Annotated in this window: 17 protein-coding genes; 10 read left to right on the plus strand and 7 right to left on the minus strand. The window is 53.2% G+C overall.

Annotated elements, in window-relative coordinates; all coding sequences use genetic code 11:
• Window positions 1-273 precede the first annotated feature (273 nt).
• From QN359_RS00950 to QN359_RS00960, 3 genes are all read right to left on the minus strand, one after another.
• Window positions 274-636 carry a type II toxin-antitoxin system PemK/MazF family toxin gene (locus QN359_RS00950; protein WP_322247937.1) on the minus strand — a complete coding sequence of 121 codons (363 nt, stop codon included), beginning with the start codon at window positions 634-636 and terminating at the stop codon, window positions 274-276.
• Entirely contained in the window at window positions 636-890 is a 255-nt protein-coding gene (locus QN359_RS00955; protein ID WP_322247938.1) for an AbrB/MazE/SpoVT family DNA-binding domain-containing protein, read from the minus strand. Before QN359_RS00955 ends, QN359_RS00950 begins: the two co-directional genes overlap by 1 nt.
• An 80-nt stretch (window positions 891-970) precedes the next feature.
• Complete coding sequence (locus QN359_RS00960; protein WP_322247939.1) at window positions 971-1306, minus strand: hypothetical protein; 336 nt, start codon at window positions 1304-1306, stop codon at window positions 971-973.
• Between the two features lie 139 nt (window positions 1307-1445).
• On the opposite strand from QN359_RS00960, the gene QN359_RS00965 reads away from it, so the two are divergent.
• From QN359_RS00965 to QN359_RS00980, 4 genes are all read left to right on the plus strand, one after another.
• Entirely contained in the window at window positions 1446-2753 is a 1308-nt protein-coding gene (locus QN359_RS00965) for a phospholipase D-like domain-containing protein (RefSeq protein ID WP_322247940.1), read from the plus strand.
• A gap of 246 nt (window positions 2754-2999) precedes the next feature.
• A complete protein-coding gene (locus tag QN359_RS00970) occupies window positions 3000-3311 on the plus strand; it encodes a helix-turn-helix transcriptional regulator (protein ID WP_322247941.1) in 312 nt (103 codons plus the stop codon).
• Window positions 3308-4609 (plus strand): type II toxin-antitoxin system HipA family toxin, encoded by a 1302-nt coding sequence (locus tag QN359_RS00975; RefSeq protein ID WP_322247942.1) that lies wholly within the window; start codon window positions 3308-3310, stop codon window positions 4607-4609. The genes QN359_RS00970 and QN359_RS00975 overlap by 4 nt, the downstream gene beginning before the upstream one ends.
• Window positions 4610-5346: 737 nt before the next feature.
• A complete protein-coding gene (locus QN359_RS00980) occupies window positions 5347-8808 on the plus strand; it encodes a pentapeptide repeat-containing protein (protein ID WP_322247943.1) in 3462 nt (1153 codons plus the stop codon).
• Window positions 8809-8897: 89 nt separating this feature from the next.
• Here the strand turns inward: QN359_RS00980 and QN359_RS00985 are convergent, their stop codons facing one another.
• From QN359_RS00985 to QN359_RS00995, 3 genes are all read right to left on the minus strand, one after another.
• A complete protein-coding gene (locus tag QN359_RS00985; RefSeq protein ID WP_322247944.1) occupies window positions 8898-10286 on the minus strand; it encodes a copper oxidase in 1389 nt (462 codons plus the stop codon).
• 31 nt (window positions 10287-10317) lie between these two features.
• Window positions 10318-11700: a TolC family protein gene (locus QN359_RS00990; RefSeq protein ID WP_322247945.1), complete on the minus strand. Its 1383-nt coding sequence runs from the start codon at window positions 11698-11700 to the stop codon at window positions 10318-10320.
• A 120-nt stretch (window positions 11701-11820) separates the two neighbouring features.
• The gene (locus QN359_RS00995) at window positions 11821-12126 is read right to left on the minus strand and encodes a hypothetical protein (protein ID WP_322247946.1); all 306 of its coding nucleotides are present in this window, start codon (window positions 12124-12126) and stop codon (window positions 11821-11823) included.
• A gap of 306 nt (window positions 12127-12432) precedes the next feature.
• Here QN359_RS00995 and QN359_RS01000 point away from each other — a divergent pair, with 306 nt between their 5' ends.
• The 5 genes from QN359_RS01000 (at window position 12433) to QN359_RS01020 (ending at window position 22078) form a co-directional block, all read left to right on the plus strand.
• Window positions 12433-12819: a hypothetical protein gene (locus QN359_RS01000; RefSeq protein WP_322247947.1), complete on the plus strand. Its 387-nt coding sequence runs from the start codon at window positions 12433-12435 to the stop codon at window positions 12817-12819.
• A gap of 3 nt (window positions 12820-12822) precedes the next feature.
• Complete coding sequence (locus tag QN359_RS01005) at window positions 12823-14166, plus strand: hypothetical protein (RefSeq protein ID WP_323493170.1); 1344 nt, start codon at window positions 12823-12825, stop codon at window positions 14164-14166.
• A gap of 188 nt (window positions 14167-14354) precedes the next feature.
• Window positions 14355-17765 (plus strand): pentapeptide repeat-containing protein, encoded by a 3411-nt coding sequence (locus QN359_RS01010; RefSeq protein WP_322247949.1) that lies wholly within the window; start codon window positions 14355-14357, stop codon window positions 17763-17765.
• A gap of 143 nt (window positions 17766-17908) precedes the next feature.
• On the plus strand, window positions 17909-21301 hold the full coding sequence (locus tag QN359_RS01015; protein ID WP_323493171.1) for a pentapeptide repeat-containing protein: 3393 nt from the start codon (window positions 17909-17911) through the stop codon (window positions 21299-21301).
• 111 nt (window positions 21302-21412) lie between these two features.
• Window positions 21413-22078, plus strand: a complete 666-nt coding sequence (locus QN359_RS01020; protein ID WP_322247951.1) for an ABC transporter ATP-binding protein — start codon at window positions 21413-21415, stop codon at window positions 22076-22078.
• 20 nt (window positions 22079-22098) lie between these two features.
• On the opposite strand, the gene QN359_RS01025 is transcribed toward QN359_RS01020, so the two are convergent.
• Window positions 22099-23007, minus strand: a complete 909-nt coding sequence (locus QN359_RS01025) for a LysR family transcriptional regulator (RefSeq protein WP_322247952.1) — start codon at window positions 23005-23007, stop codon at window positions 22099-22101.
• Window positions 23008-23147: 140 nt separating this feature from the next.
• Here QN359_RS01025 and QN359_RS01030 point away from each other — a divergent pair, with 140 nt between their 5' ends.
• On the plus strand, window positions 23148-24329 hold the full coding sequence (locus QN359_RS01030) for an acetyl-CoA C-acyltransferase (RefSeq protein ID WP_322247953.1): 1182 nt from the start codon (window positions 23148-23150) through the stop codon (window positions 24327-24329).
• The last annotated feature ends 13 nt before the right edge of the window (window positions 24330-24342 follow it).

Consider the following 24342-nt stretch of genomic DNA (forward strand, 5'->3'; position numbering starts at 1 on the left):
ACGCTGGGTTCCCGCCAAAAGCATGCGGGAATGACGAGGCTGTGGCATGCAGGAATGACGAGGTATGCGGTGTTTCATGTGTAAAAAACGTCCATCAGGCTTTTGCGACAGCCTCTTTAGGGCGGGGAGGATGTCAATTAAAATCGATATAAATAGCCTGAGTAAACTGTAATGCCGTTCAGTTAAACTGTTTTTCGCACAATACGATGGCGGCATGATGGAAAATGACGCTACGCTCCTTGCAAATAAAACCGACATGCGTCGCTTTGCTTCTTATTCGCAAATAGCAATAATTTGATTCAGCATATCGCCTGCAAGTATCAACACTTCCTCGGGCGCTTTTTTCCATGGATGGGGCTTTGCATCCCGCAGTCGCCAATCAAAGCTTTTAGGCTGGTGTGCCAAAATGTAACTTGGCTTGCCCTTGTTACCAATGAACTTTACGGCAAATGGATTTGTTTCATTGGATTCAGCCGTAGTCATTGGCAGTCCAATGACAATTCTTGTTTTGTCATTAAATGCTTTGGGTGACAGCACAAGTAAGGGGTGAACATCTTTCATTTCCCGCCCCACTTGAGGATTAAAATCAATCCAAATAATATCCCGGCGCTCTGGAACCCAAATTTTTTCCACCATCAAAACACCTCAGCACCGATGCGGCCAGAAGCCATCGCTTCACCACCGTGCTTTACCGGATCAAACGCTGCCAGTTTTTGTTCTAAAGAGAGCTTGGGGCTACCTTTTCGATGAACTACCACACCGAAATCGTCGGCGGATACGTCAACTGGTTGTCCGGCGACAAAATGTACTTTTCGCGCAAGGGCGGCGGGAATGCGTACTGCCAAGCTGTTGCCCCACTGCTGGACAGTTGAATTTGCTGTCTTACTCATCATATCTCCTGTTATGTAGATACTAGTATATACTTTTTTAGTTAAGTATCAACGTGCTTATATATGGCAGATTCAATATTTCACGCGCCGCTTACTGTCTGGCGACGACTACCTTGCCTATCATTGACCAGTTCCGCCACGCGCCGCAACAAAGCATGCTGCCGCGCGATCGTGGCCGTCGTGTAGATCGACCGCGTGTACATCAGCTCCTTTTCCCTTGAGTGGGCCGATATCGAGGCCAACCGGATCGTTGATGAGCGCGAACTTCCTTCGGGATGCAAGGCTGCGGCGATTTGCGGTGCCCAAGGCTGGGAATGATCGGTGACGCCACCACTGCCGATGCCATTCTGGACCGCATCGTGCAGCGCAACCACTGTTTTACGCTGACCGGCGATTCGCTGGGCACGGGACACCATGAATCGTCAAAAAGAGAAAAACATCGACCTATCGTGATCGTAGAGCTTAGAATTTGACCGCGTAACGCGCATCTTATGCGCAGCGGTCACGTTCGCCGGAATCCCCATTCACTACATTTTTGAGCAAAGGCTCAGTGCTATGCCAGTCACTTCAATCCAATCCGTGAACCTTGCGAGAACGGTCACACTCACGGCTGCGGCGGTGTCAACGACACAGTTGCTGGTAAATTCATCGAAGGCGGCCGATCACATTGTCGGTGTTGAAGCGTTATTTCAAAATGCCACGCAGCTCGATTGCATGGTTGCTTTTGCCCGTTTGTCCGGATACACAAAATTAGAGGCAACCCTGGGTGCGGCGTTGGACGCCGGCCTGTCAGTTCGATTCGTCGTCGGCCTTGATTTTTATCACACCGAGCCGCCGGTTCTGGAAGCGCTTTTTGCGCTCATGGAGCTGTATCCAGATCAGTTCGAATTGTTCATCAGCGGGCCGAAGAGGACTCGGACCTTTCATCCCAAGGTCTATGCTTTTCAGTATGCGGACGCGTCCTGCAAGATGGTGGTTGGGTCGGCCAATCTCACTGCAGGGGGCCTTTCGCTCAATCATGAATTTTCCTTGTTCACCGAATCGTCCGATTGCCTGCTGGCCGATCAGGTGGCTTCAGAAATCGCAGATCTGCTCCAGAGTGGAGAAATCGAGGTGGCTGCGCGTGAGCGCTTGGACGAATATGCGCGACGGCACAAGATCTACGCGTTGCACAACCGCGCTGCCAAGTTGAACGCTGAGGCTGATTGTAAGAGTTCGAGGTCCGCGCCCTCAAGCAATGGTGCGGTCTACCTGCCGACGCTCTTGTCAATCCTGACGCTGATGAAAGCGGATCAAACTCAATCCGGGTTCATCGCTCAGAGGAACGCTCGAACCCGAAGGCACGCAAACGCACAAGGGTATTTGAACGGACTTCGGACGCAAGCTGTTGGCACCCCGGGGCAGTTTTTGGCATATTACGAACCACTGGTGTCGGGGTTGGGCTGGCATTCCGGCGGTCTTCAGCGCGGCAAGAACATCGTTGCGCAACAAGGTGAGGTATTTCAAGCAGGGCTGCGCGATTTGTACTTGCGAATGCAAGCGAATCCAAAACTCAGTGCCGAAGATGCTTATCTCCTTTTGCACGCTTATTTGTCCAGCATCCCGAGAGCGGGAACCAACGTACTCACGGAGGCCTTGCACACCTTTGATCCCTTGCGTTTTGCGGTCATGAACCAGAATTCGGTCAACGGCATGGCACTTGCGGGATACCGAAGCTTTCCAGAGAAGCCGAACAAAAGCAGTGTCGATTCGCTGCTTTACGCGGATTTTTGTTCGAAAGCCAGACGGGTTTGCGCTGCCTTGGGGCTGGCGAATTTGGGCGAGCTCGATGCCCTGTTCAACTACGCGTATTGGGTCGCCTGAGCTGCGAACAGGGCGTTGCAAGCACGAACGTCGCTGGGTTCCTGCCAAAAGCGCGCAGGAATGACGTTATGTCCGACAGGGGTAATGATCCCGAGTGAAAACCCTCTTGCGACGATCCATTAAGTTGTAACTACCGACTAACATACTTAATGGACTACATTTGAGTAGTAGTATCACCGTTCTCGATTTGCCATTTCAAATTTTCAGCGTATATTAATACTCATTATCGCTAATTTGAGTATTAATATGAGCACAATCATCGAGCAATTAGTTAATGTTCGCGAAGTAAAGCACCTCTCGCAGACCGCTTTTGCTGAAAAGGCTGGATTAAATCGAATGACTGTCGCGCGTACGGAACTTGGAAAAATTGATCCCAGACTTTCTACGATTCTGGTCATGGCGCGTGCGCTTGGATTGGACTTAATGCTTGTTCCAAAAGAACTTAAACAAGCTTTGGAAGAGTTTATCCAATCAGGCGGTAAATATGTCGGTCAGGCACCTGGTGTGGAAGCACCGCTATCTATCGTGGACGCCATCTTGAGTGAAAGAAATGCATGAGCACGTCTATTCGCTATGTGCGCATTTATCTGCACACTCCTGATCGTCAAAAATTACCTGTCGGTCACTTATCCGTCTATGGCGATTTAATACGCGTCTCATTTGATGAGAGCTACATTAGCAATCCTTTGCGGCCTACTTTATCTCTCGCATATCGAGGTTCGAGTGAAGCGCAGACCCTTGCTATTCTCCGTGCCGAAAAGGATATGCGTGTTGCCAGGAACGATGGAAAATTGCCGGTGTATTTTCAAAATCTACTTCCAGAAGCGCAGAATCGGCAACGCTTGGCAAAAGAGCGCCAATGCGGTACGGAGGATGAATTCGAGCTACTCGTGGCAGCCGGTCATGATCTTATGGGTGCAATTGAAGTCGAACCCATAGCGCAAGACGATTCGGTGCCGGACAGTGTGCGACTTTGGCACACCACACTCGGTAAGGATGTTGTTGAACCGGGCTTTGTTGAATACCCGGTAGAAGATGCCTTCGCAATCCCAGGCGTCGTTGTCAAGTTTTCTGCGCTCCAAGATGGCAGGCGATATCTTATTAAACGCCATGGCGCTGCCGGTTCCTACATTCTCAAATTGCCGACAACCAGGCATCCAGATCTGGTCGAAATCGAAGCGACAGGATTCGCCCTGCTTAAGGCGCTGAACATCGATTGCGCCGAAGCGGAAATCATCGCAAAAGAAAATGCTGATCTGCCAGAACATATTCCCTTTGCTCACCTTTTAGCTGTAAAGCGGTTTGATCGGGGTGAAAATGGCACGCGTATCCACATGGAAGAATTTGCCCAAATTCTTCAATATGCGCCAAAACACAAATACGGGAAAGATCTGATTAAAGACTACAGCTCAATTTTAAACATTTTGGAAAGTCTTTCATCCCAGCCGGACAAAGATACGGTTGAGTTCGTCAAGCGCTTTGTTGCTTTCATTTTAATGGGCAACACGGATGCCCATCTGAAAAATTGGGCGGTTATCTATTCTGACGGGATTAATTTACAGCTTTCACCAGCCTACGATCCTGTCAGTGTATCGTCGTTATTTGATCGTGTTCCCCTTGATCATTACGGATTAAACCGCGAAATCGATCGTCAATTAACAGCGTTCACGTGGGGTGACATGGATGGACTATTGACAGCAGCCAAGGTCACAAGGAAGTCAAGATTGATGAAAATTGCGAAGGACACCGTAAAAAAAGCCAAAGTTGTCTGGCCTGAGATCTTACTTCACGCGCCTGTATCCGTAAGAAATTGTATAGAGGCAAGGCTTGGCGGCGGTGTTGAGATCGCCAAATAGCAATTTTTCAGACGAACTTCGGGCATTGTTTGTATTCGCTTGATGATTCCCGTTGCTCTGATTATTTGTTTGAATTTGTTTCGTATTAAACGCAAAAAATTAATTTTTTCATCAAAGATTTGACTAGGGTTTGAAACACCAGTCTTCAGAGGCTGTCGCAAAAGCCTGGCGGACGCTGTTTACACCTGAAACACCGCATACCGCGTCTTTCCCGCATGCCGCAGCCTCGTCATTCCCGCATGCCGCAGTCTCGTCATTCCCGCATGCTTTTGGCGGGAACCCAGTGTCGTTTTCAGCGCTGAAAACACGATCATCTCTGGCATTTTCAGTTAAGCACGAACGCCGCTGGGTTCCTGCCAAAAGCACGCAGGAATGACGTGGCCACCAGTAATACCCTTTTGCGACAGCCTCGTAGGGGCGCGCTCCCTGTTGCTTCGTGGTGGGCTTGCCTTGTGGATAATATCCAGTGAGCAAAAAAATTCAGCCTAAAATCTCTTATATTGAGCGCACCGGTGGCTATATTGTCGGGGTCGGTTATTTCAAAGAGTAGAGCTTGAGTCGTCCGTCAGGGCACGATGATGGTGCAGAGTTATGGCTATTTTCTGCAATTTTTTAAAGACGTGAATGTTTACACTGCCGCTGGCTCATCGCAATAGCGTGGCAATATGCGCCGCTGCAATGTTATCAAATGGCTTGTTCGGCTATCCCCTCGTCTTTCATTGATAAATAGCGAAAATATGCTCCCTTCTTCCAATAGTATTAATCGTCCTCAGGCCGTAGCGGCACCTCCTTCCTCCATACCGCAGAACGACTCAGGGCTTAGACCGGCGCAGGTCAGTCAGTCCGGGCCGTCGTGTTTGCAGGTGCCGCGCAGTGCTGCGCTTGATGTTGGGCTGACGCAGCGTCTGTGCGCGGCCAGTTCCTCGGAGGGTGCTGGCAGTTCGCCTACTGATTTAATTGCGCGCACGGGCGGTAGGCTTGATTACCGCGCTGCCAGTTTGGCTGGCCATGATTTTTCTGGGCTTGATCTCAGTGCTGCCGATTTCAGCGGAGCCAATCTGCGCGGGGCCCTATTTAAGGGAGCGATCTTGCAGAGTGCTAAGTTTGATGGTGCCGATTTGAGCGGTGCTGATTTCAGCTTGGCGAATTTGCAGAACGCAAGTTTGCTCAATAGCTTGCTCGAGGATACGGATTTGAGTCTTGCCAATTTGGTTGATGCCAAGTTGGGGCAAGCCCGTTTTTTGAGCAAGGCGGCGAACCGTGCGAGTGCGGAAAGCATGTCGCTGGCATTGCCCGAGCCAAGGCCGGCATTGCCGTCTATCGATATCCATACGCTGGAAAAACTCGAGCTCTATGCAGCCGATGCTTGGCTGCATTCGTATCTTGCCAGGGCTGCGCCGGCCGAACATGGCGGCGCAGTACTGAAGGTATATTTACGAACAGTTTTTTTTCCGTTCGAGATGGGCAGGCAGAACAGTGAGGTAGCGAGTGATTATGTTCAAAAAATGCTGGAAAAAAACCGCCAATTCAATGGTATGGCGCAGGTTCAAGGGCCGGACATCGCGCCTTTACTGGCGCACGGCTTCATTCCGGCACCGAACCATTTGGAAGTCGACCAATACCATCTCGTGTTTCCTTTCTATAAGCATGGCAATTTGGTCGATGCGATCAATGCCAAGCCTACCGAAGTACAGAAAAAAATCTTCATGCGCCAAATGCTTACTGCAGTAGGGCGCTATCACGCTCAGGGTTTTTTTGATTTAGGTGTGAAAGATACACAGTTTGTCGTCGATATCGTTGACGATCAAAAGCGCTTGGTGTTTACGCCTAGCTCGAAAATGTTTCGTACCAATACAGGCATGACGCAGCTAGGAGGTGGCGGTGCTGCTTCGGAAAGATGGTACCAGGCCCCGATTCCGAAAAAAGGCGAATCTTCGAAGTTTTGCGATATCTGGAGTCTGGGCATGGTTTTTCTACGCATGCTCAGCGGGGCAGAGCCGCAATATATCTACAAGGCAGGCAAGTTGGCCGGTAAGCCGATGACTGGCGAGGGGGCGATTATGTATCATTTGCATCAAGGCGGATTACCTGATTTTCCTGCTAATTTATCGCCAGCGGCCAAAAATTTTCTGCTGCGTTGCTTGCAAACCGATCCGGTGAAGCGTAGTTTGGTGCCAGCTTTGCTCAATCATCCTTATCTGGCGCAGACACAGGCTGACAGCGCAGTCGCGGCGGCGTGTGAAAAGCGCGGGGGCTGGAGTTTTTCTGGGCTGACATGCAATGGTGCTGATTTTTCTGCTTGCGATCTTTCCGGGGCAGATTTTCGTGGTGCCAATTTGGTTGATACCGATTTTTCCAAAGCGGTATTACGTGGGGCCGATTTCTCTGGTGCCGTGTTGCATCGGGCTAGTTTTGCGCAAGCTGATCTGAGTGGAACGAATTTGACTGGTGCTGATTTTCATTCGGCGAATTTGCGTGGGGCCAAGTTGGTGTCGGCTTACCTGGAAAATACGCTTTTGCTCAAGGCAGATTTGACGAATGCGGACTTGAGCAAGGCCCATCTTAACAATGCCCGCATTGCCGATGCGTCGTTTTTTCGTGCCGTCGCGAATCAAGCTGTGTTTGAGAACATGCAGCTCAATGGCAATTTTGCGTTTATGGAGATTGATCGGGCGCATTTTCTGCATGTGAGTTTGACGCCGCGCGCCTGGGGTGAATTGCATAATAATTTGAGTCGCTTGGAATCAATGATGCTGCTCTTGCCGCAGCGTACAGATGGTGCGTTTGCTTGGCATGCTGCGTATGTACAGCCTCAGAACGGGCGCCACGATAGCGTGCTCACGCAGATTGACTTGATGGATGACAGTGCCGTGAAATTAGCGTTGATGGGTAGCGTGCTTGAGCATGCGCTTGCCCATGCATCGGAAGAAACGTGGACTTGGTTGTCAGCGGAATTTTTCGAAGTGATGATTGCTCGTTTTGATTTTTACTTTCAACACCCGACGATTACCGAGCAGTTTTTCGCGCGCTTATTGACCCGCTCGTTGGAGACGGTAGAGGAAATGGGCTTGTATGATTTGTTGCGGAAACAAGCGAAAATATTACCAATGCTGTTAGATTATGTCATCAAGAACTTGGAAAGTCAGACGAAACATTTCCATATCGAGCGTAACGGTTTGATTAATTCACTGCTGTTTTGTGCGCAAGACAGTCAAGATTCGGCCTGTCTGACCATGCTCACGCGAGTCAAGCAGCTCTGGTTTGCTATTCCTTTGATCGCTGCCATCCGCACGCAGGCGATGGCGGTGTATGGCGTCGAGGAGGTGACTGAGCTCGATGACTATCCGATTTTTTTGACCGCCGATGGCAAGCAAGCGGTCACCTTAATGCCGGAGCAATATCGGGCCATGTTTCTTCCAGATCCCGTACATCATGAATGGGATCAGCTCGCTTATTTTTACCAGCGCTATGATGCCGGTACTGATCCTTTGCCAGACCATGCCATCGTTAATGACAAGATAGAAAATCTGGAAAAATTGATTGGCCGTTTGCCGGTGTTGAGGAATATCTATTTTGCCGATTTTAAAAAGAATCGTCACCAGTCCTTTCTCAAACAGCTCAACTTACCGCAAGCTGTGCTCCTTGATTTTACAATTGCAGCGGCATCGCGCCGCTCGACTGTCAAATATATAGGCGCCGATGGCAACGCCGAGCGACGCGATCAGTTACGCAATGCCTTGGGTCGGTTTGTCGATATGACGACGGTCAGTTCCAATGGCAGTTTGCCGCTCGACTTGTGCGTCAGCCCGGAATTCATCTCCAAGGTCTTGGTGGCCATCGGCAAAAGCTCGGCCTCGGAAGCCGAACAAGCGCGCAGTTTGTTGGTGCTGAGCGCGATTTGTGCAAGCTATTCGTCGATGTGGTATTTCGGCAGCGATGGAGAATCGGTCGATTCCCTGCGCAGGATGGCATTGGGCTTATTCAACAGTGCACAGCATTTCGATGCGGGCGTATTGCCGAACAAGCAGAGAATCCTGGCAGACAACAGTGAAAGAGCATGGAAAAATCGCTTGGCCGGTTTGCCCGATACGTTCACTTGTTCGGCAAGCATCAGCACTGAGATGCTTGATCAAATGAAACACAGCTCGGTGGCCTTCGCAGACGACTTGCGGCGTTTGTTGCCACCGGCCTGGTTATAAATCTGCGCTTTCCTGTGGTTTTGAACATCAAGGAGGGGCAAGCTTGTGCATGCTTCCCCCTCCTTGAAGGTGGCAGACTGATTGTTAAATCAATGTGCCATGTTGTCGTGCGGTTTGCGGATATGTATTTCTTGTTCTTGCTGCGTGGTTTGCGGCACCACTTTCCGTTTCGCTGCCACGACCTCGCCATGCCATTCCTGCGCCACCGTACCGGCCGGGTGCTGGTACCAGCCGGGGTCGCGGTAGTCGCCTGGTTTCTGGTCTTTCCTGACTTTCAAGACGCTGAACATGCCGCCCATCTCGACACCGCCGAACGGGCCTTCACCATCCATCATCGGTAAGGTATTGGCGGGTAGCGGCATGTCCATCTTAGCCATATCGGCCATGCCGCGCTCACCCATGGCCATATAGGCTGGAATCAGCTCGCTGATTTTCTGCGCGACCTCGCTATGATCGACGCCGATCAAATTCGGGGTGTCGTGGCCCATCGCATTCATGGTGTGATGCGATTTATGGCAATGAAACGCCCAGTCGCCTTCGGCGTCGGCCAGAAATTCGATTTGCCGCATTTGACCGACGGCGATATCGGTCGTCACTTCGGGCCAACGCGCCGTATGCGGCACCGCACCGCCATCGGTGCCGGTGACTTGAAATTCATGGCCATGCAGGTGAATCGGATGGTTGGTCATGCTCAGATTGCCGACGCGAATGCGTACTTTGTCATTCTTACGCACCACCAAAGGATCGATGCCGGGGAAGACGCGGCTATTCCAAGTCCATAGATTGAAATCTTGCATCGTCGAGGTTTTCGGGGTGTAGGCACCGGGTTCAATATCATACGAATTGAGCAAGAAAACGAAATCACGATCGACTTCGGCAATCTGTGGGTGCTTGGCTTTCGGATGTGTGACCCAAAAGCCCATCATGCCCATGGCCATTTGGATCATTTCATCGGCATGCGGGTGATACATGAAGGTGCCGGCTCGGCGGGCAATGAATTCATACATGAAGGTTTTGCCGGGTTGAATCGATCGTTGCGTCAGTCCGCTCACACCGTCCATGCCGTTGGGTAAGCGTTGTCCATGCCAGTGGACGCTGGTATGTTCGGGCAATTTGTTGGTGACAAAGATGCGCACGCGGTCGCCTTCCACCACTTCGATGGTCGGTCCCGGCGATTGGCCGTTATAACCCCATAAATGGGCCTTCATGCCGGGGGCGATTTCACGCACCACCGCTTCGGCCACCAAATGAAATTCCTTGACGCCGTTATTCATGCGCCAAGGCAAAGTCCAGCCGTTCAGCGTGACGACCGGGTTATATGGGCGCCCGGTGGTTGGTTGTAGCGGTGCCATGGTATCGGCGGAACTCTGTGTGACCGGTTCCGGTAAGGCGGCCATGGCAACTTTGCTGACTGCTGCGGCCGATGCAGCAGCCGTCAGTGCGCCGAGGCCACTTAAAAAATTTCTTCTTGAACTCATAATTTATCCTTGGTGCGGAGCAGCTGCGCTGTCAATTACTGCTGGGACGTCCCAGTAAACTCATTTCCAAATCGGCTTGGGCGATCCAAAAATCGCGACTGGCCTCGATGGCGCTATTGACGCTACTGATTTGACTGCGTGCATCAGCGAGCAAGTCGAATACGCTGATCAGCATGCCGTTGTAACGCAGTTGGTTTTCGACAGAAATACGTTTCTTCAAAGGGATAATTTCATTTTGATAGTAAAGCGCGATGTCATAGTTAGAGCGGTAAGCTTGGTAAGCTTGTCGGACTTCTGAGCGCGCATTGATGGCGAGTTCCGCCGTGCGGTTGACTGCCTGCATATACCGGGCTTCTGACTTGGCTAGTTTAGCCGTACTCCAGTCGAACAGCGGTAACTCCAGTGTGAGCGAGTAAGCGCGTTGTCCCGCTTGATCGCTGTAGCTGTTGCGGCTGGCCCCGACTTCGAGCACATTGATGAAACGGCTGGCCTTGCTCAAGCCCAGATTCTCAGCCAGTTGCGCCGTACTCAGGCGGGCCGCTTGGATATCGAGCCTTTGCTCCATGGCTGTTTGCTCGACCGTTTGCAGGTCTTGCAGGTGTTGTGGTAATTCTGGTAAGCGCGGCGGTAGCTTGAATGCCGTGGGACCTGCCGATACGCCCATCAGACGTGTCAGTTGTTCTTGGCAACGTTTTTGCGTTTGTTCGGCGCGCGCCAGGTTGACCTTGGCATCGGCAAAAAAACTCTGTTCACGCGCTTGTTGCAGCGTATTGTAATTGCCTGCCTGTGTCATCCTTGCGGCCAGCTCGGCACCGGCATCGGCCGCTTGCTTTACTTGTTGCATATAGCTCATGGTTTGATCCGCTGCAATTGCCAGATAGTAGGCTTTACGTGTTTCACTGGCTAAGTTCAGCATTTGCAAGCTGACTTCGCGCTGGACTTGGGCGAGGCGTGCTTGCTCGATTTTTTTACTGTAGGGCAGGGCGAGTACGCGGGCAAGGTTGAGCGTCAGGCCACGGTCGATTTCCACTTCGCTTCCCTGTCTGGCACGATTGAGTGAGAACGTGGGATTGGGCAGTCGGCCAGCTTGAACCAAATCCGCTTCGGCGATGCCAAGTTCATAAAATGATGCTTGTAAGCCGCGATTATTAAGCAGAGCAATTTGTACCGCGTCATCGACGCTCAGCGCTGCGGCCAGTAATTCTTTGACGCGTTGCGCCGCACTGGCGCTCTCTTGCTCGGTGCGTTGCCATGCCACGTCTTTGGCCAGACGGTCTTGGGCTACTTGCGCGACCGCGGAAAAACCGCCATCGGCGCTGAAGCCGGCGCAGCCGCCGAGCAGGCTGAGGGTGCTGAGGAAAACAGTAAGTTGGCCTGGTCGGCGCAATAACTTGGCGCTTGATGGTAGTAACATGATGATTTTCGCTAATGAGTAAGATGGCCACCGTGGCGCGCGTAAGAATACGCTGCCAAAACGATGGCGCGCAATCTGCCTGGGCTGGTAACAGCGCCGGCGTTACAGACGAGACTTAAATCAGCTACGCGGAGGTCGTTCCAAGCCCTCATCAACATGACCAAAACGAGAAGAAAAAACCAGGGCGATTTTTTCTGAAGAAGGACGGCAAGCCGGAGCAATAGCCGCCGTCGTCAAGAGCGCTGCGCCAACGCAGCAAGCAGCACAAGCGCTGCACTTGTTTTTAGAGGCATGATCGCCAGTATCGTGCTGGTGTGCATGGCCTTGAACATGGTCGTCGTGCTCAGCTTGCACTATATGGTGATGCGCGCTGCCACAATTCGACATCATCGCTGCCGCCAAGCCTTGCAGGGGCAGGGCTAGCATCATGATGCACAATAGTAGTAGTCGGAGCAGCTTTTTCATATCGAAGATTATAGCCTACATTTTTTTCTGTGTGCATCAGCATCTGCCTTGAGCTTGCGCTTCCCCTAAACATTTTTATGTTCCGTAAACATAATGCTCGCGAGCCACACGTGCCACTGTATGCCCTTTCTATCAGCGTAAGAAACAGAAATTTTTGTACTTGGATGAGGTCGGAATCGATGCTACATTGTGCCGGATTTTTTCCGTCAAGACACATTTTCGGCGACGGTGTCACGCGGTTTTTTTCTGTCAGACGAACGGGATGGTATGAGTCATTTTCAAAGCTGGTCGGGGCAGCTGTTGAGTTTTCTGGAACTCGACGATACCGCCGAACTAGCGCAAGAGTGGACCTTGGTGGTCAATGAAGTGATCTGCACTTTGGTGCACCCGGTTGGCAGGGGCGAGCAATTCGCCGCGCTGTTGCTCGATGCCGGTCACTTGGAGTTGCCGGCCGATGCAGATTATCTGATGCAGGCATTGGGCCGGAATGTGGAAAATTTTCTCAACGGTGCACCGGTGTTTATATTCAATACCGATACTATGCATTTGTTGATTGCCCAAGAGTTTCAATTTGATGAATTTTCCCCGAGCGTATTTGCCAGCCTGCTCGATAGCTTGACGTGGCAAGCGCGTGCTTGGCATAAAGCGAGGTGAGGGATGGGCCCGTTTGAATCACTCAGGCCAGCACCGATCCTGCCCTTGGCTGGCAGGTGTGCCGCATCGTCCCGCATCTCGGGCGAGCCACCGGTACGGGTGCGCGATGTGCGCAGATGGCAGCGCCAAGGTGTGGCACCGCCGACTTTGAGCGATAGCCAACGTCAGCGATGCGCGCGTGAGGTCGCCACCACCGGGCGTGCCACGGAACTGGTGCTGGAGGTGTTGAGTTTGGCGCGCCAGGCAGAATTGCCGCATGCAAGTGAGCATGCGGCAGCCTGTTCTGTCCCTGTGACGCTGTTCGAGGCAAGCGCTGCACGCCAATCCTGGCGGGATTGGACTGCCAGCTTGTTAGCCGCGCGTGCCGCGCAAGGGGTGGTCGGTACACTGGCCGGACGCTTGGTGCAAGAAGGGGTGCGGGTTGCGGCAGGACAGCCAAGCCGAAGCGACGAGGTCGATGAGCGGATGTTGGGGGTGGGTGTGGCGGTCAATTTGGCGCTTGCCACGGTAGCCGGTTTGCGTACCGCACTGCATACCTGGCGTGCGAGTGGTCAACTGCAGCGCTATGCGCGCGGATTTCGCGGGCAGTCGAACGCTGCGCTGTTGACTCTGGCAACTGCCGGCACGCCGATGTTGCCAGCGAGTAGTTTGAGGCGTGCCGCCGCCAGTGCCGCGGCTGGCGGCGCGGTGTTTATGGTGGCGGCGCATAGCGGGCTGATCGCATTGACGCAGCTTGGTGGGCAAGCGCCGAATAAAGCCGATCTGTATACCGCGTTGTGGGCGTCCAACAGCAATGCCAGTTATGCCTACGTGCGAGAATTGGTCAATGCGGCCATCGATGGCATGGGCTTGTTGCCGCATCAAGCAGAATTGACTTTACGTGGTGGCGCAGTATCGACCGGACAATATTTGGTGAATTCCTTGTTGCAATGCACGGCACAGCAAGAATTGCGGCTCAGCGCAGATTCGGGCTTTGATTTCCGTTGGCCGTTTATTTCCGCCGCGGCCGAGAGCATCGATGTGGCGACGGTGGCGGCTGCCACTGGCTGTAGCTGGTCTGAGAACGTGCTCGCTGTGCGGTCGGTAGGCGTGCTCGGGAGTAGTCAACTGGCCGTTACGGCGCGGCCCAGTTGGCTCGCTACGATAGAGAGAATTTCACAGCGGGCGAGCGCGCGGCAGATGGTCGCCGAAGTCAGTCGGCTCATTCCTGGCGAAATTGGCGTGGCATTGGAGGGCGCGTATGGTCCGCCGGCGGCGCTCACGGCACGCTGGGGGGGGGCGGTCCTTGCGAGCGCTACCCACTTGCGCGAGCATATGTGGCAAGCCGAAGCGGCGCTGGAGCATTGATTTGCTTGATACTTGCTGTAAGGTCGCTCTCCTAAGGGTATTTTTTGCAAGCGTGGTCGGATTAGCCTGCGCATACTGCTGGCTGTTCGTGGTAGCGGAAATAAAAAATTGGCCTGTTTTTTGTAATCGCTGCTGTCGTCTCTTTGTCTCACCCTGGCAGGTCTTCACTTTGAAAGTGCAACTATTCTATGGTCTATCCACTCAGTAGCGCCGGTAGCACGCCCACCAGTTATCCTCCCGCATCGATTTCGGATGCGGGTGCACTTTCGCATTTGACGCAAGTCAGTCAGCACGGTCCGATGGGCGCGGTATCATCTGACAGGATGACTGTCGATGTCAGTCTGCCGCATCGCATGCTTACTGCACAATCAGTCGGAACTCAGGCAATCGCGACGACGGCCGCAAGCGCGCCGAGCGATCGTTCTGGCAGCGTCGTGCCCGGAGCAAATTGTCGTGAGGCTAATTTGGCTGGCATGGATTTTTCCGGTGCCGATCTGCGTGGTGTGGATTTTTCCCATGCCGATCTGTCTCGCACCAATCTGCGCGGGGCGGATCTGAGCGGTGCCACACTGTGTCATGCGAATTTGAAGTATGCGTGCTTGCAAGATGCAATTTTGAATGAAACCAATATTTATAACGCCAAATTTTCCGACGCGCAGTTCCGTCATGCGCAGTTTTCCTTCGCTGACGATGGCACCGTGCTCAATGATGTTGCCGTGTCCAGTGAAAGCATGGATCTTGAACCGCCGACCAGCGCGCCCATGCTCGATCTTCATAGCTTGAAACCAGTGAAATTGCTTGCCTGTACGGATGTAGCTAAATCCTATTTGGCGAGGACCGCGCCGACGGCGGAAAAACCGGTCGGTGAAGAGGTGTTTTTGCGGGTAGTTGAATTGCCATTTGAGAATGGCGAGCACAGTAATGTTGTGATGGCTAGCTATATTGAGAAAATGCTGGAACAGAACCGGCAGTTCATCGCCATGACCCAAGTGAAGGGGCCTGGCATCGCGCCGGTTTTGGCGCATGGACTCGTTGTTCCAGAGTCGCGGCTCGACGTTCCTACATATCAGGTCGTGTTTCCTTACAGTAGGCATGGCAATTTATTGAAGACGCTCAATGGCCCCCTGACTGAATTGCAAAAGAAGCAGTTCATGCGACAAATGCTGGAAACGGCGCAGCTTTATCACCAGCAAAGTTTTTTTGATCTTGGTTTTAAGGCGACAAAATTTGTCGTTGACATACGCGATGACCAAGCTGTACTTGTCTTCACGCCGAATGAGAAAATGTTTCGTGCGCCGACTGGGGAGACACAAAATGACGACAAAAAAATCGCTGACTATATTTATCTTGCACCTGAAAGTGGTAAGGGCGCACCGTCTGCCGCTTGTGATGTCTGGAGTCTGGGGGTGATTTTTTTTCGCATGATCACTGGAGAGTTCCCACGTTACATCGACAAGGGTGAAGTCTTGAGTAGGGCGTACTCTATCAGTCTTTATCTCGAAGAAGGCGGCTTACCTGAGATGCCCGATTCTTTATCGGCAGAGGCGAAGGAATTTTTGTCAGCTTGTTTTAAAACGGATCCAATTCAGCGTGATTCCGTCGATCAGTTGCTGATGCATTCCTATCTCGCTGAGGCGACTGAGGGGCGGCGCTGCGGAAGAAATTTTGCAGGCTTGAATTTTAATGGGGCCAATTTTTCTGGTGTCGATCTGCGTGATGCCAATTTCTGTGGCGCGCAACTGAACGGGGCGGATTTCACTGGTGCGCTATTGGCCGGCGCTGATTTTACCGGCGCGGTATTACGGAAGGCGTGTTGCAACGATGCCGATATGAGTGCTACCAATTTGAGCGGTGCGGATTTGAGTGATGCTAGCCTGAAAAGGGCTGTATTGATTTCGGCGCGCTTAGAAAATACGATTTTGCATAACACTGATTTGTCCGACAGTGTGCTGATTTCGGCCAGATTGGAGAATGCTCGATTGCGTGATACGGAGTTCCTGCGCGCGCGTGCAGATCGGGCCGTGTTCAAGAATATGAAGTTGGATGCACGTTTCTTTGATACGACGATTGATCAGGCTGTATTCGATGCTGTCCGCTTGCCGCCCCAAGCGTGGCGTGATTTGCGCGAGCGTTTGGAAGATCTCGCTGAATTCCGCATCATTTTGCCTGCGAGCTCAGACCACGTCAATCTGTGGGATGCGGCGTATGTCAGTCGTGATCGAGTTGGGTACGAAGAAGGACGCGACAGCGTGCTCCGGCAAGTCAGTAGCATGAAAAACAGTCCGATGAAACTGGACTTGATGAGGGCGGTGTGTGATCACGCAATGCGGTATGCGCCGGCACAGATCAAGGTATGGCTGCAACAGGAATTGTTTGATATTGTGATCAGTGATCTTGATTTTTACCTTGCAGACCCCGTCACATCGCAGCAATTTCACAGTGATTTTTTGCCGCGTATGGTAGAAAGGGCGGAACAAGTCGGCTTGTCTGCGCAGGTGGGGCGGCAAGCGATAATACTCGCGCCGCTGCTGCGTCACATCCTTGTTAATTTGCAAAACCACATACCGAATTTTCACATTGAACATAGCGGCCTGATTAATTCTACCCTGCAGCACGCGCAGCATCAGGCCGACCCGGAATGCCAGAAATTAGCTGCCGAGGTCAAGCACGCGCTGTATGCGATTCCTTTGATCGCTTTGATCAGGGAGCAGGCGCAAGTCATCTACGGGTACGACACGGTGAGTGCGCTCGACGACTATCCGATATTCTTGACGGTCGATGGGAAGGCGGCGGTTTCTCTCGCGCCGGAGCAATATCAGGCTTTGCTTGGGCCTGACAGTGCTGCACATGATTGGCGTCCGCTGGTGTATTTTCACCAGGTTTTGAACCAAGAAGGCAAGCTCGTCATGGTCAATGAAACGATCGGCAATCTGGCGCAGTTGGCCGACAGCTTACCGGTACTGCGCAGCCTGTATGCTGCCGATTTTAAAACTAATCGACATGAGGTGTTCTTGGCTGCACTCGGACTTGATAGGCAGGTGTTACTTGATTTTAAAGTGGCCGCTTCGTCACGCTGGTCTGCCGTCCACTATATGGGGGAGCAACGCTACCCTGAACGCGCGGATCAATTGCTCGAGACCCTGCGTCCTTATGTCGATATGGAGTCTACGGATGCCGGTCATTTGCCGCTCGATTTGACCGTGACTCCAGCATTTGTCAAGAAGGTTCTGGCGGCTGCTGGCGTAAGCCATTCCTCGGCAGCGGTGCAGGCGCGGGCATTGCTGTTACACGCGGTAGTTTGTGCGCGTTACTCCTCGGCCGCGCATTTCGGTAGTCACGATGACTCGGTGTTATCGCTGCGTCGGCTAGCCTTGGGTTTGCTCAACAGCGCAGTGCTGCTCGACCCTGCTGTCTTGCCTGTGGAGCAAAGAAATTTGCCGCGCGATCGTATTGATTCCTGGAGAAATGCCCTCGCCGGTGTGTCCGGTACATTCACTTGTTCGGCCATTATCAGTGCCAATATGCTCGATAGGATCAAGGGTATGTCGCTGGAATTCGCCGATGATATCAGACGATGGCTGCCTCCTGCCTGGTTGTGAAGCGGGCGCGGCAGGGGCGTAAAGTACCGTCTTTTTTTTCTTATATGAAAGCGTGATTCGATATGGTCTTACCAGTTCATTCCACTCGTGTGGGTTCGCCCACTACGGCTGCTACGGCTGACAATAACTGCACCGTTTGCCTGATGCAGACCAGACAGGGTGGGCCGCAATGCGATCATGTCGCGCCAGATAATCCAGTCGATGCCGGCTTGGCGCATCGCTTGAGTTCGGCGCGATCTGGCGCGCACGAGGATCGGCAGTATAGCGGCACAATAGCTGCTCGCGGCGCGCCTCTGTATGGTGCCGATTTACGCGGTGCGAATCTGAGTGGGCGCGATTTTTCCGGTGCCGACTTGCGCGGCGTCGATCTGCGCGGTGCCAATTTACGCGGTGCCAATTTACGCGGTGCCAATCTGAGTGGCGCTGACTTGAGTGGCGCTGACTTGAGTGGGGCAGATTTGAGTTGGGCTACGCTGGCAAATTCCTGTCTGCTTGAAACAATCTTGAGTGAGACGAAATTACATCAGACTAACTTTTGCCATGCCAAATTGAAGTCGGCACGGTTCGGCGCGCCTGCTGCGGCAGACTCCGTCATGATTGCGCGCGCTGCCAAGAAAGCCAAGTTTGAGCCGACCAAGCTGCTGCCGTTTGATTTTTCCGTCTTGGAGGATGGCGGCTTGATCGCTCACTCCCCATGGGTGGAGCACCGTTTGGCACTAGTTCCGGCCACAGCAGCGCAGCAAGCGCGAAAAATTTGTCTGGCTAAGCTCAGGCTTTCTACCGAGCTATGCAACGATAGATCTCGGGTCGAAGAGTACTTTAACAATATGACGGAAAAACATCGCCAATTCATCACCATGAGTGAATCGCTGGGCGCGCACATCGTTCCACTGTTAGGATGGAAGTATGTGCCGGGAAATTCGCTGCAAGCGCCGATGTATCATCTGGCGTTTCCGTTTTTCGAGGGCGGCGATTTGCGGAAGGTGCTGGCTGAACAGCCTTCGTTGCAGCAGAAAAAAATTTATATGGTGCAAATGTTGCAAAGGATAGAATCTTGTCATGCGCAAGGTTCTTATGATTTGGGTATCAAGGAGGGGCAATTCGTCAGAGATTTTGAAGGCGAGCGCGCGGTTCTCAAGCTGACGCCGAGTACCCTCAGCTACCGAACCAGCACCGAGATCTCCGGTGCCGTAAAGAAAAAAGAGCGGGATGCCTGGTATCTTGCCCCGGAAAAAAATGGTTACGATGTGGTGTCCAAACCCAGCGATATCTGGAGTGCTGGCATCGTTTTTCTGCGCATGTTGACTGGGAGGGATCCTCAGTTCATCGATGCGCAGGGAGAGGCCGTTTTTCAAGGCTTCCCTTTTTTTAAGTTTCTCAACGAGGGCGGATTGCCGCAGATTCCCGATGACTTGGACCCGGGTGCCAGAGAATTTTTATTATCTTGTTTGAAAACCGTTCCCTCAGAACGCTTGACCGCGAGCCGCCTGCTTGCGCATCCGTACTTGGCTGAGGCGGTGGCGCACGAGGCGGCGCTGGCGCTGGCGCCGGAATCGGAACTGGCACCGGATCAGGTGATCGCGCCGAGCACAGGGTGGAATTTTGCTGGTCTCGATTGCAGTGGCGCAGATTTCTCTGATGTCGATCTGGCTGCTGCCAACTTTGAAGCGGCGATGCTGCATGCGGCCAATTTCAGCCGCGCCGTGTTAACCGGGGCGAATTTTGCCGGCGCTACCCTCGATGAGGCGCGCTTCGATGATGCTGATCTGCACGGCGTTGATCTGAGCGGCGCCGATCTCAGGGCTGCGCACTTGTTGAACGCCAATTTGATGTCGGCGGTATTGCGCAATACCGATTTGCGTCAGGCCGACTTCAGTTCTGCCAATCTTTGCGCTAGCCAGTTTGACAACGCGCACTTGGAGCAAACCGTGTTCAAGAATGTGCACGCGGCTCAGGCGGAATTTAAGAATATGAGAATGGATGGTCACTTTGCGGGTGCCGATATGGCGGCGGCGAAGTTTATCGGACTCAGTCTGACGCGACAAGCCTTCAGTGACTTGGGCGGGCAATTCCAGGGGCTGAAAGAAGTGAGCCTGATTTTGCCACAAGCAGGTGATCCGGCTAACATCTGGGCGACAGCGTTCAACTATTATGGTGGCAGGCCGAATGACAACGTGCTGGTGCAAATTAACGCACTGCCTGATAGTGCCAATAAACGCAAGCTGATGCAGCATGTGCTTACACATACACTGACACAGGCACCTGAACAGAGCCAAGGGTGGCTGAGGTCGTCATTGTTTGATGCCATCGTTCGGAATCTGGATTTTTACCTGCAAGACCCGATTCTTAAACAAGATTTCATCATGCATGTGCTGCCACCAAGGCTAGCCGGCGTCGAGGAAAACGGTTTGTCCGGCTTGCTCAGTATTGAAAAAAAATTGTTGCCGCTGCTGATAGAATACAGCACGCAAAATTTACAAAAAGAAGCATCGAATTTTTATCTTGAACACAGCGGACTGATCAATTCGGTGCTTCACCATGCCGAAAAAAATTCGGATACGCTGTATCAGCAGGGTGCCGCAGAACTCAAACGCGCGTTGTACGCGATTGCGCAGGTGGCCTCGGTGCGCGCCGCGGCGCTTCACGTCTATGGTGTGGCAAGCCTCGAAGATCTCGATGATTATATGATTTTTTTTACTCCCGATGGGGCAGACGCCGTGATGTTGATGCCGCAACACTATCCAAATATGTTGAAATCCGATCCGGCGGAGCACAAATGGAAGGAACTGGCCTATTTTCATAAGACCCCGGTTGTCGTGGGAGGCGTCGAGACGGGCGATATCATGGTCAGTACATCGATTCGCAATGAAGAACAATTGATCAGTTCCTTGCCCATACTCCGGCATATTTATTTCCGCGATTGCAATCTATCACCGCATCAGTCTTTGTTGACGAAACTTGGCCTGGGCTCGCCCTTGCTGGAGGAGTTTGAAAATGCAGCGGCATCGCGCTATTCGAGCATCAAATATATTGGGCGCAACAAGTGCGAAGGAAGATATGATTTGCTGCACGAGGTCGTGCGCGCGTATGTCGATGTGGCGGCGCTCAGTGGCGGGCATTTACCGCTCGATTTGAGCGTTAATCAGACGTTTATCGATAAGGTTCTGCTGGCTAGCAACAAAACAGAGGCGTCGGCAGCGGAGCAGGCGCGCGCTTTGCTTGTGCACAGTGCAATTTTTGCACGCTATTCCTCGGCGGTTTGTTTCGGTCATGAAGATGAGTCTGTCGCGTCTTTACGCCGACTGGCATTAGGCTTGCTGAACTGCGCGGTCGCGCTGGACCCGCTGGTTTTACCCATTGAGCAAAGAGACTTGCCGCCCGAGAGTGTCGACTCTTGGAGGAATTCACTGGCCGGCCTGCCCGGTAGCTTTACCTGCTCGTCCGTGATCAGTCACCTCATGTTAGATAAACTCAAACGCACTTCGCCGGAGTGGCAGGAGGATATCAGACGCATGCTGCCTATTGCCTGGCAGTAAATGCTGAGACACGATGATTTTGCCTTTACTCGCCTATCATCTGCAAAACTCTATGCGATAGAATGGCAGTAAATTTATCTCTCCCAACCCTCAGCTCTGGATCTGTCGCCTATGCCCGTCTGTTCTTCTGTTTTGTTGCAAGTCAGCGCGCTGCATTTTCATTATCCGCAGCACTTGGTGTTTGATCAGTGGTCGGCGTCGTTCAGCGCTGGCGTCACCTTGGTGTGCGGGGGCGAGGGTAGTGGCAAAAGCACGCTGTTGCAGTTGATCGGCGGCGTGCTGCACGCGCAAGGCGGCAGCATATGCTTGGGTGAAGTTGATCTGCAGACGCCACAAGCGGCAGCCCAGGCTTGCGTGTTTCGCTCTGAGCCGCACAGTAGTGAATGGGATCAACTGACGGTGGCGGCCTATTTTTCACAGATGGCGGCGCGCTATGTGCATTTCGATACGACGCGCTTGGCCGTTGCCGTCGCCGGTTTATCCTTAACACCGCATAGCCACAAACAATTGTTCATGCTGTCGACCGGCAGTAAGCGCAAAGTCTGGCTGGCTGCAGCTTGGGCTGCCGGTGCCACGTTGACTTTGCTCGATGAAGCGTTTGCCGGATTGGATCACGCTTCGCTGTGTTTTTTTTGTGGCTTACTCAATCAAGTCAGTGACAATAGTCGGCAAGCCTGGATCTTAGCCTTGTACCAGGCACCGCCACAACTGCAGTTGCGCGCGGTGATCGATCTCGATGTATCAAATGCTGCGACTGCGCTCTCGCAGATTGGGTAAGTGCAGTCTGCATGGCAGTTTTAAGTGGCTGCACTTGCGCCGCTTTCGCGCGCTCGTTCCAGCATGAAATCGATGAAGGTGTGCGCCGCCTTGGTTTGATAACGGTTGGGCATGTAGAGCATAAATAATTCGCTGCCGAAAATACTCAGACGGTAGTCATCGAGCGTGGTCACGACCGCGCCGCTGTGGACTTCTTCTGCCACGACATAATCGGGCACCACGCCGACGCCAAGGCCGGCCAAGATCGCTTGCCGCAAGAATGGAAAATGCTCGGAGATCAGGGTAGGCTCGAGCATGACTTCTTCGCGTTGCTCAGCGCGGTAGGCCGACAGCCGCAATTGTTGGCCGATGACGGCCGAACTGATCAAAGCTACGCCTGCCAAGGCCGCCAGCGTGCGCGGCATGCCGTGTCGCTCGGCATAGGTGCTGGTGGCGCAGGCGATGTAGCGTACCGTACCGAGTTGGCGTGCCACCAAGGTTTGCGGTGGCTGTGACATGACGCGCACGGCGATGTCGATTTCATCGCGCATCAAGTCATCGACGCGATTTTCAAACAAGACTTGCAGCACGATGGCCGGATAGGCGCGTTTGAATTCAATCAGCCAGGGTGCCATCACCATTTGGCCGTAACCGCTGGGAACGCTCAAACGCACCCGGCCTTGCAAGCTTTGCCCCAGGCTTTGTATGGTTTCGCGCGCGGCGAACAGTTCATTTTGTATACCCAGACCATGTTGGTACAGACGCTGGCCGATTTCGGTCGGCTCGACGCGTCGTGTGGTACGCCGCACCAGTTGGGCACCGACCGCGCGTTCCAGTTGCGCCAGATGGTAGCTGACATTGGCACGCGTCATCTTGAGTTTTTTAGCGGCTTGGCTGAGATTGCCGGCGTCGATGATTTCCACCAGCAGGGTCAGAGAATGTAGATCCATCTTTATCCATGTCAAAGAATTTTTGACACTATGTCGTTTAAATTTGGTATTGTCAAATTCGATAGAACGATTGAGAATGGGTTTTTGCTCAGTCGGCAGCGTGCCGCTTCGGGCCATTCTTCGAAAAGAGAGTTTTCATCATGCGTGAAGCCGTTATCGTCGCCACTGCCCGTACGCCGCTGACCAAGGCGCATCGTGGTGAATTCAATAGCACCCCGGGGCCAAGTTTGGCGGCCTTGGCCGTGCGTGCGGCGGTTGAGCGCGCCGGTATCGATCCGGCCTTGATCGAAGATGCGATTCTCGGCTGCGGCTATCCGGAAGGAACCACCGGCCGCAATGTCGCGCGTCAGGCGGTGCTGCGTGCCGGTTTGCCGATCTCGATTGCCGGTGCCACGGTCAATCGCTTTTGCGCTTCCGGTTTACAAGCCATTGCCATGGCGGCTGGCCGTATCATCGTCGATGGCGCACCGGCCATGATTGCCGGTGGCGTCGAAAGTATTTCGCAGATACGTAGCCGCGAAGGCAGCGACAGCAGTATCGATCCGTGGATCGCCGAACATCAGCCGGCGCTGTATCACAGCATGATAGAAACCGCCGACCTGGTGGCGGCACGGTATGGCATCAGTCGGGAAGCGCAGGATCAGTTTGCCTTGGCAAGTCAGCGCAAGACTGAGGCGGCACAACTGGCCGGTCGCTATCAGGCCGAAATCGTCGCCTGCGAGACCAGCATGGCTTACACCGATAAAGTGACCGGGGTGAGTGCGCAGCGTCGCGTCACGGTCGCGGCCGATACCTGCAATCGTCACGGCAGCACCTATGCGGCGTTGGCCCAGTTGGCCCCGGTGCGCGGGGTGGGGCAATTCATCAGTGCCGGCAATTCTTCTCAGTTGGCCGACGGTGCCTCGGCGTGTGTGATGATGGAAGCGCGTCTGGCTGAGCAGCTTGGCGTCACGCCGCTCGGTGCTTTTCGCGGGCTGGCGCTGGCCGGTTGCGCACCGGAAGAAATGGGCATAGGGCCGGTGTATGCGGTGCCGAAGTTGTTGCAGCGGCATGGTTTGTCCGTCGATGACATCGATTTATGGGAACTCAATGAAGCTTTCGCCTCGCAAGCGATTTATTGTCAGCAGCGCTTAGGTATTGCCGATGAACGTTTGAACGTCAATGGCGGCGCGATCGCGCTCGGCCATCCGTTCGGTATGACCGGCGCGCGCTTGGTTGGGCATGTGCTGTTGGAAGGACAACGGCGCGCTGCGCGCTATGCGGTGGTGACGATGTGTATCGCCGGCGGTATGGGTGCGGCCGCTTTGTTTGAAATTTATTGAGCGACCACGGAGA

This window comes from Undibacterium sp. 5I2, assembly GCF_035019605.1.
GTDB lineage: Bacteria > Pseudomonadota > Gammaproteobacteria > Burkholderiales > Burkholderiaceae_D > Undibacterium.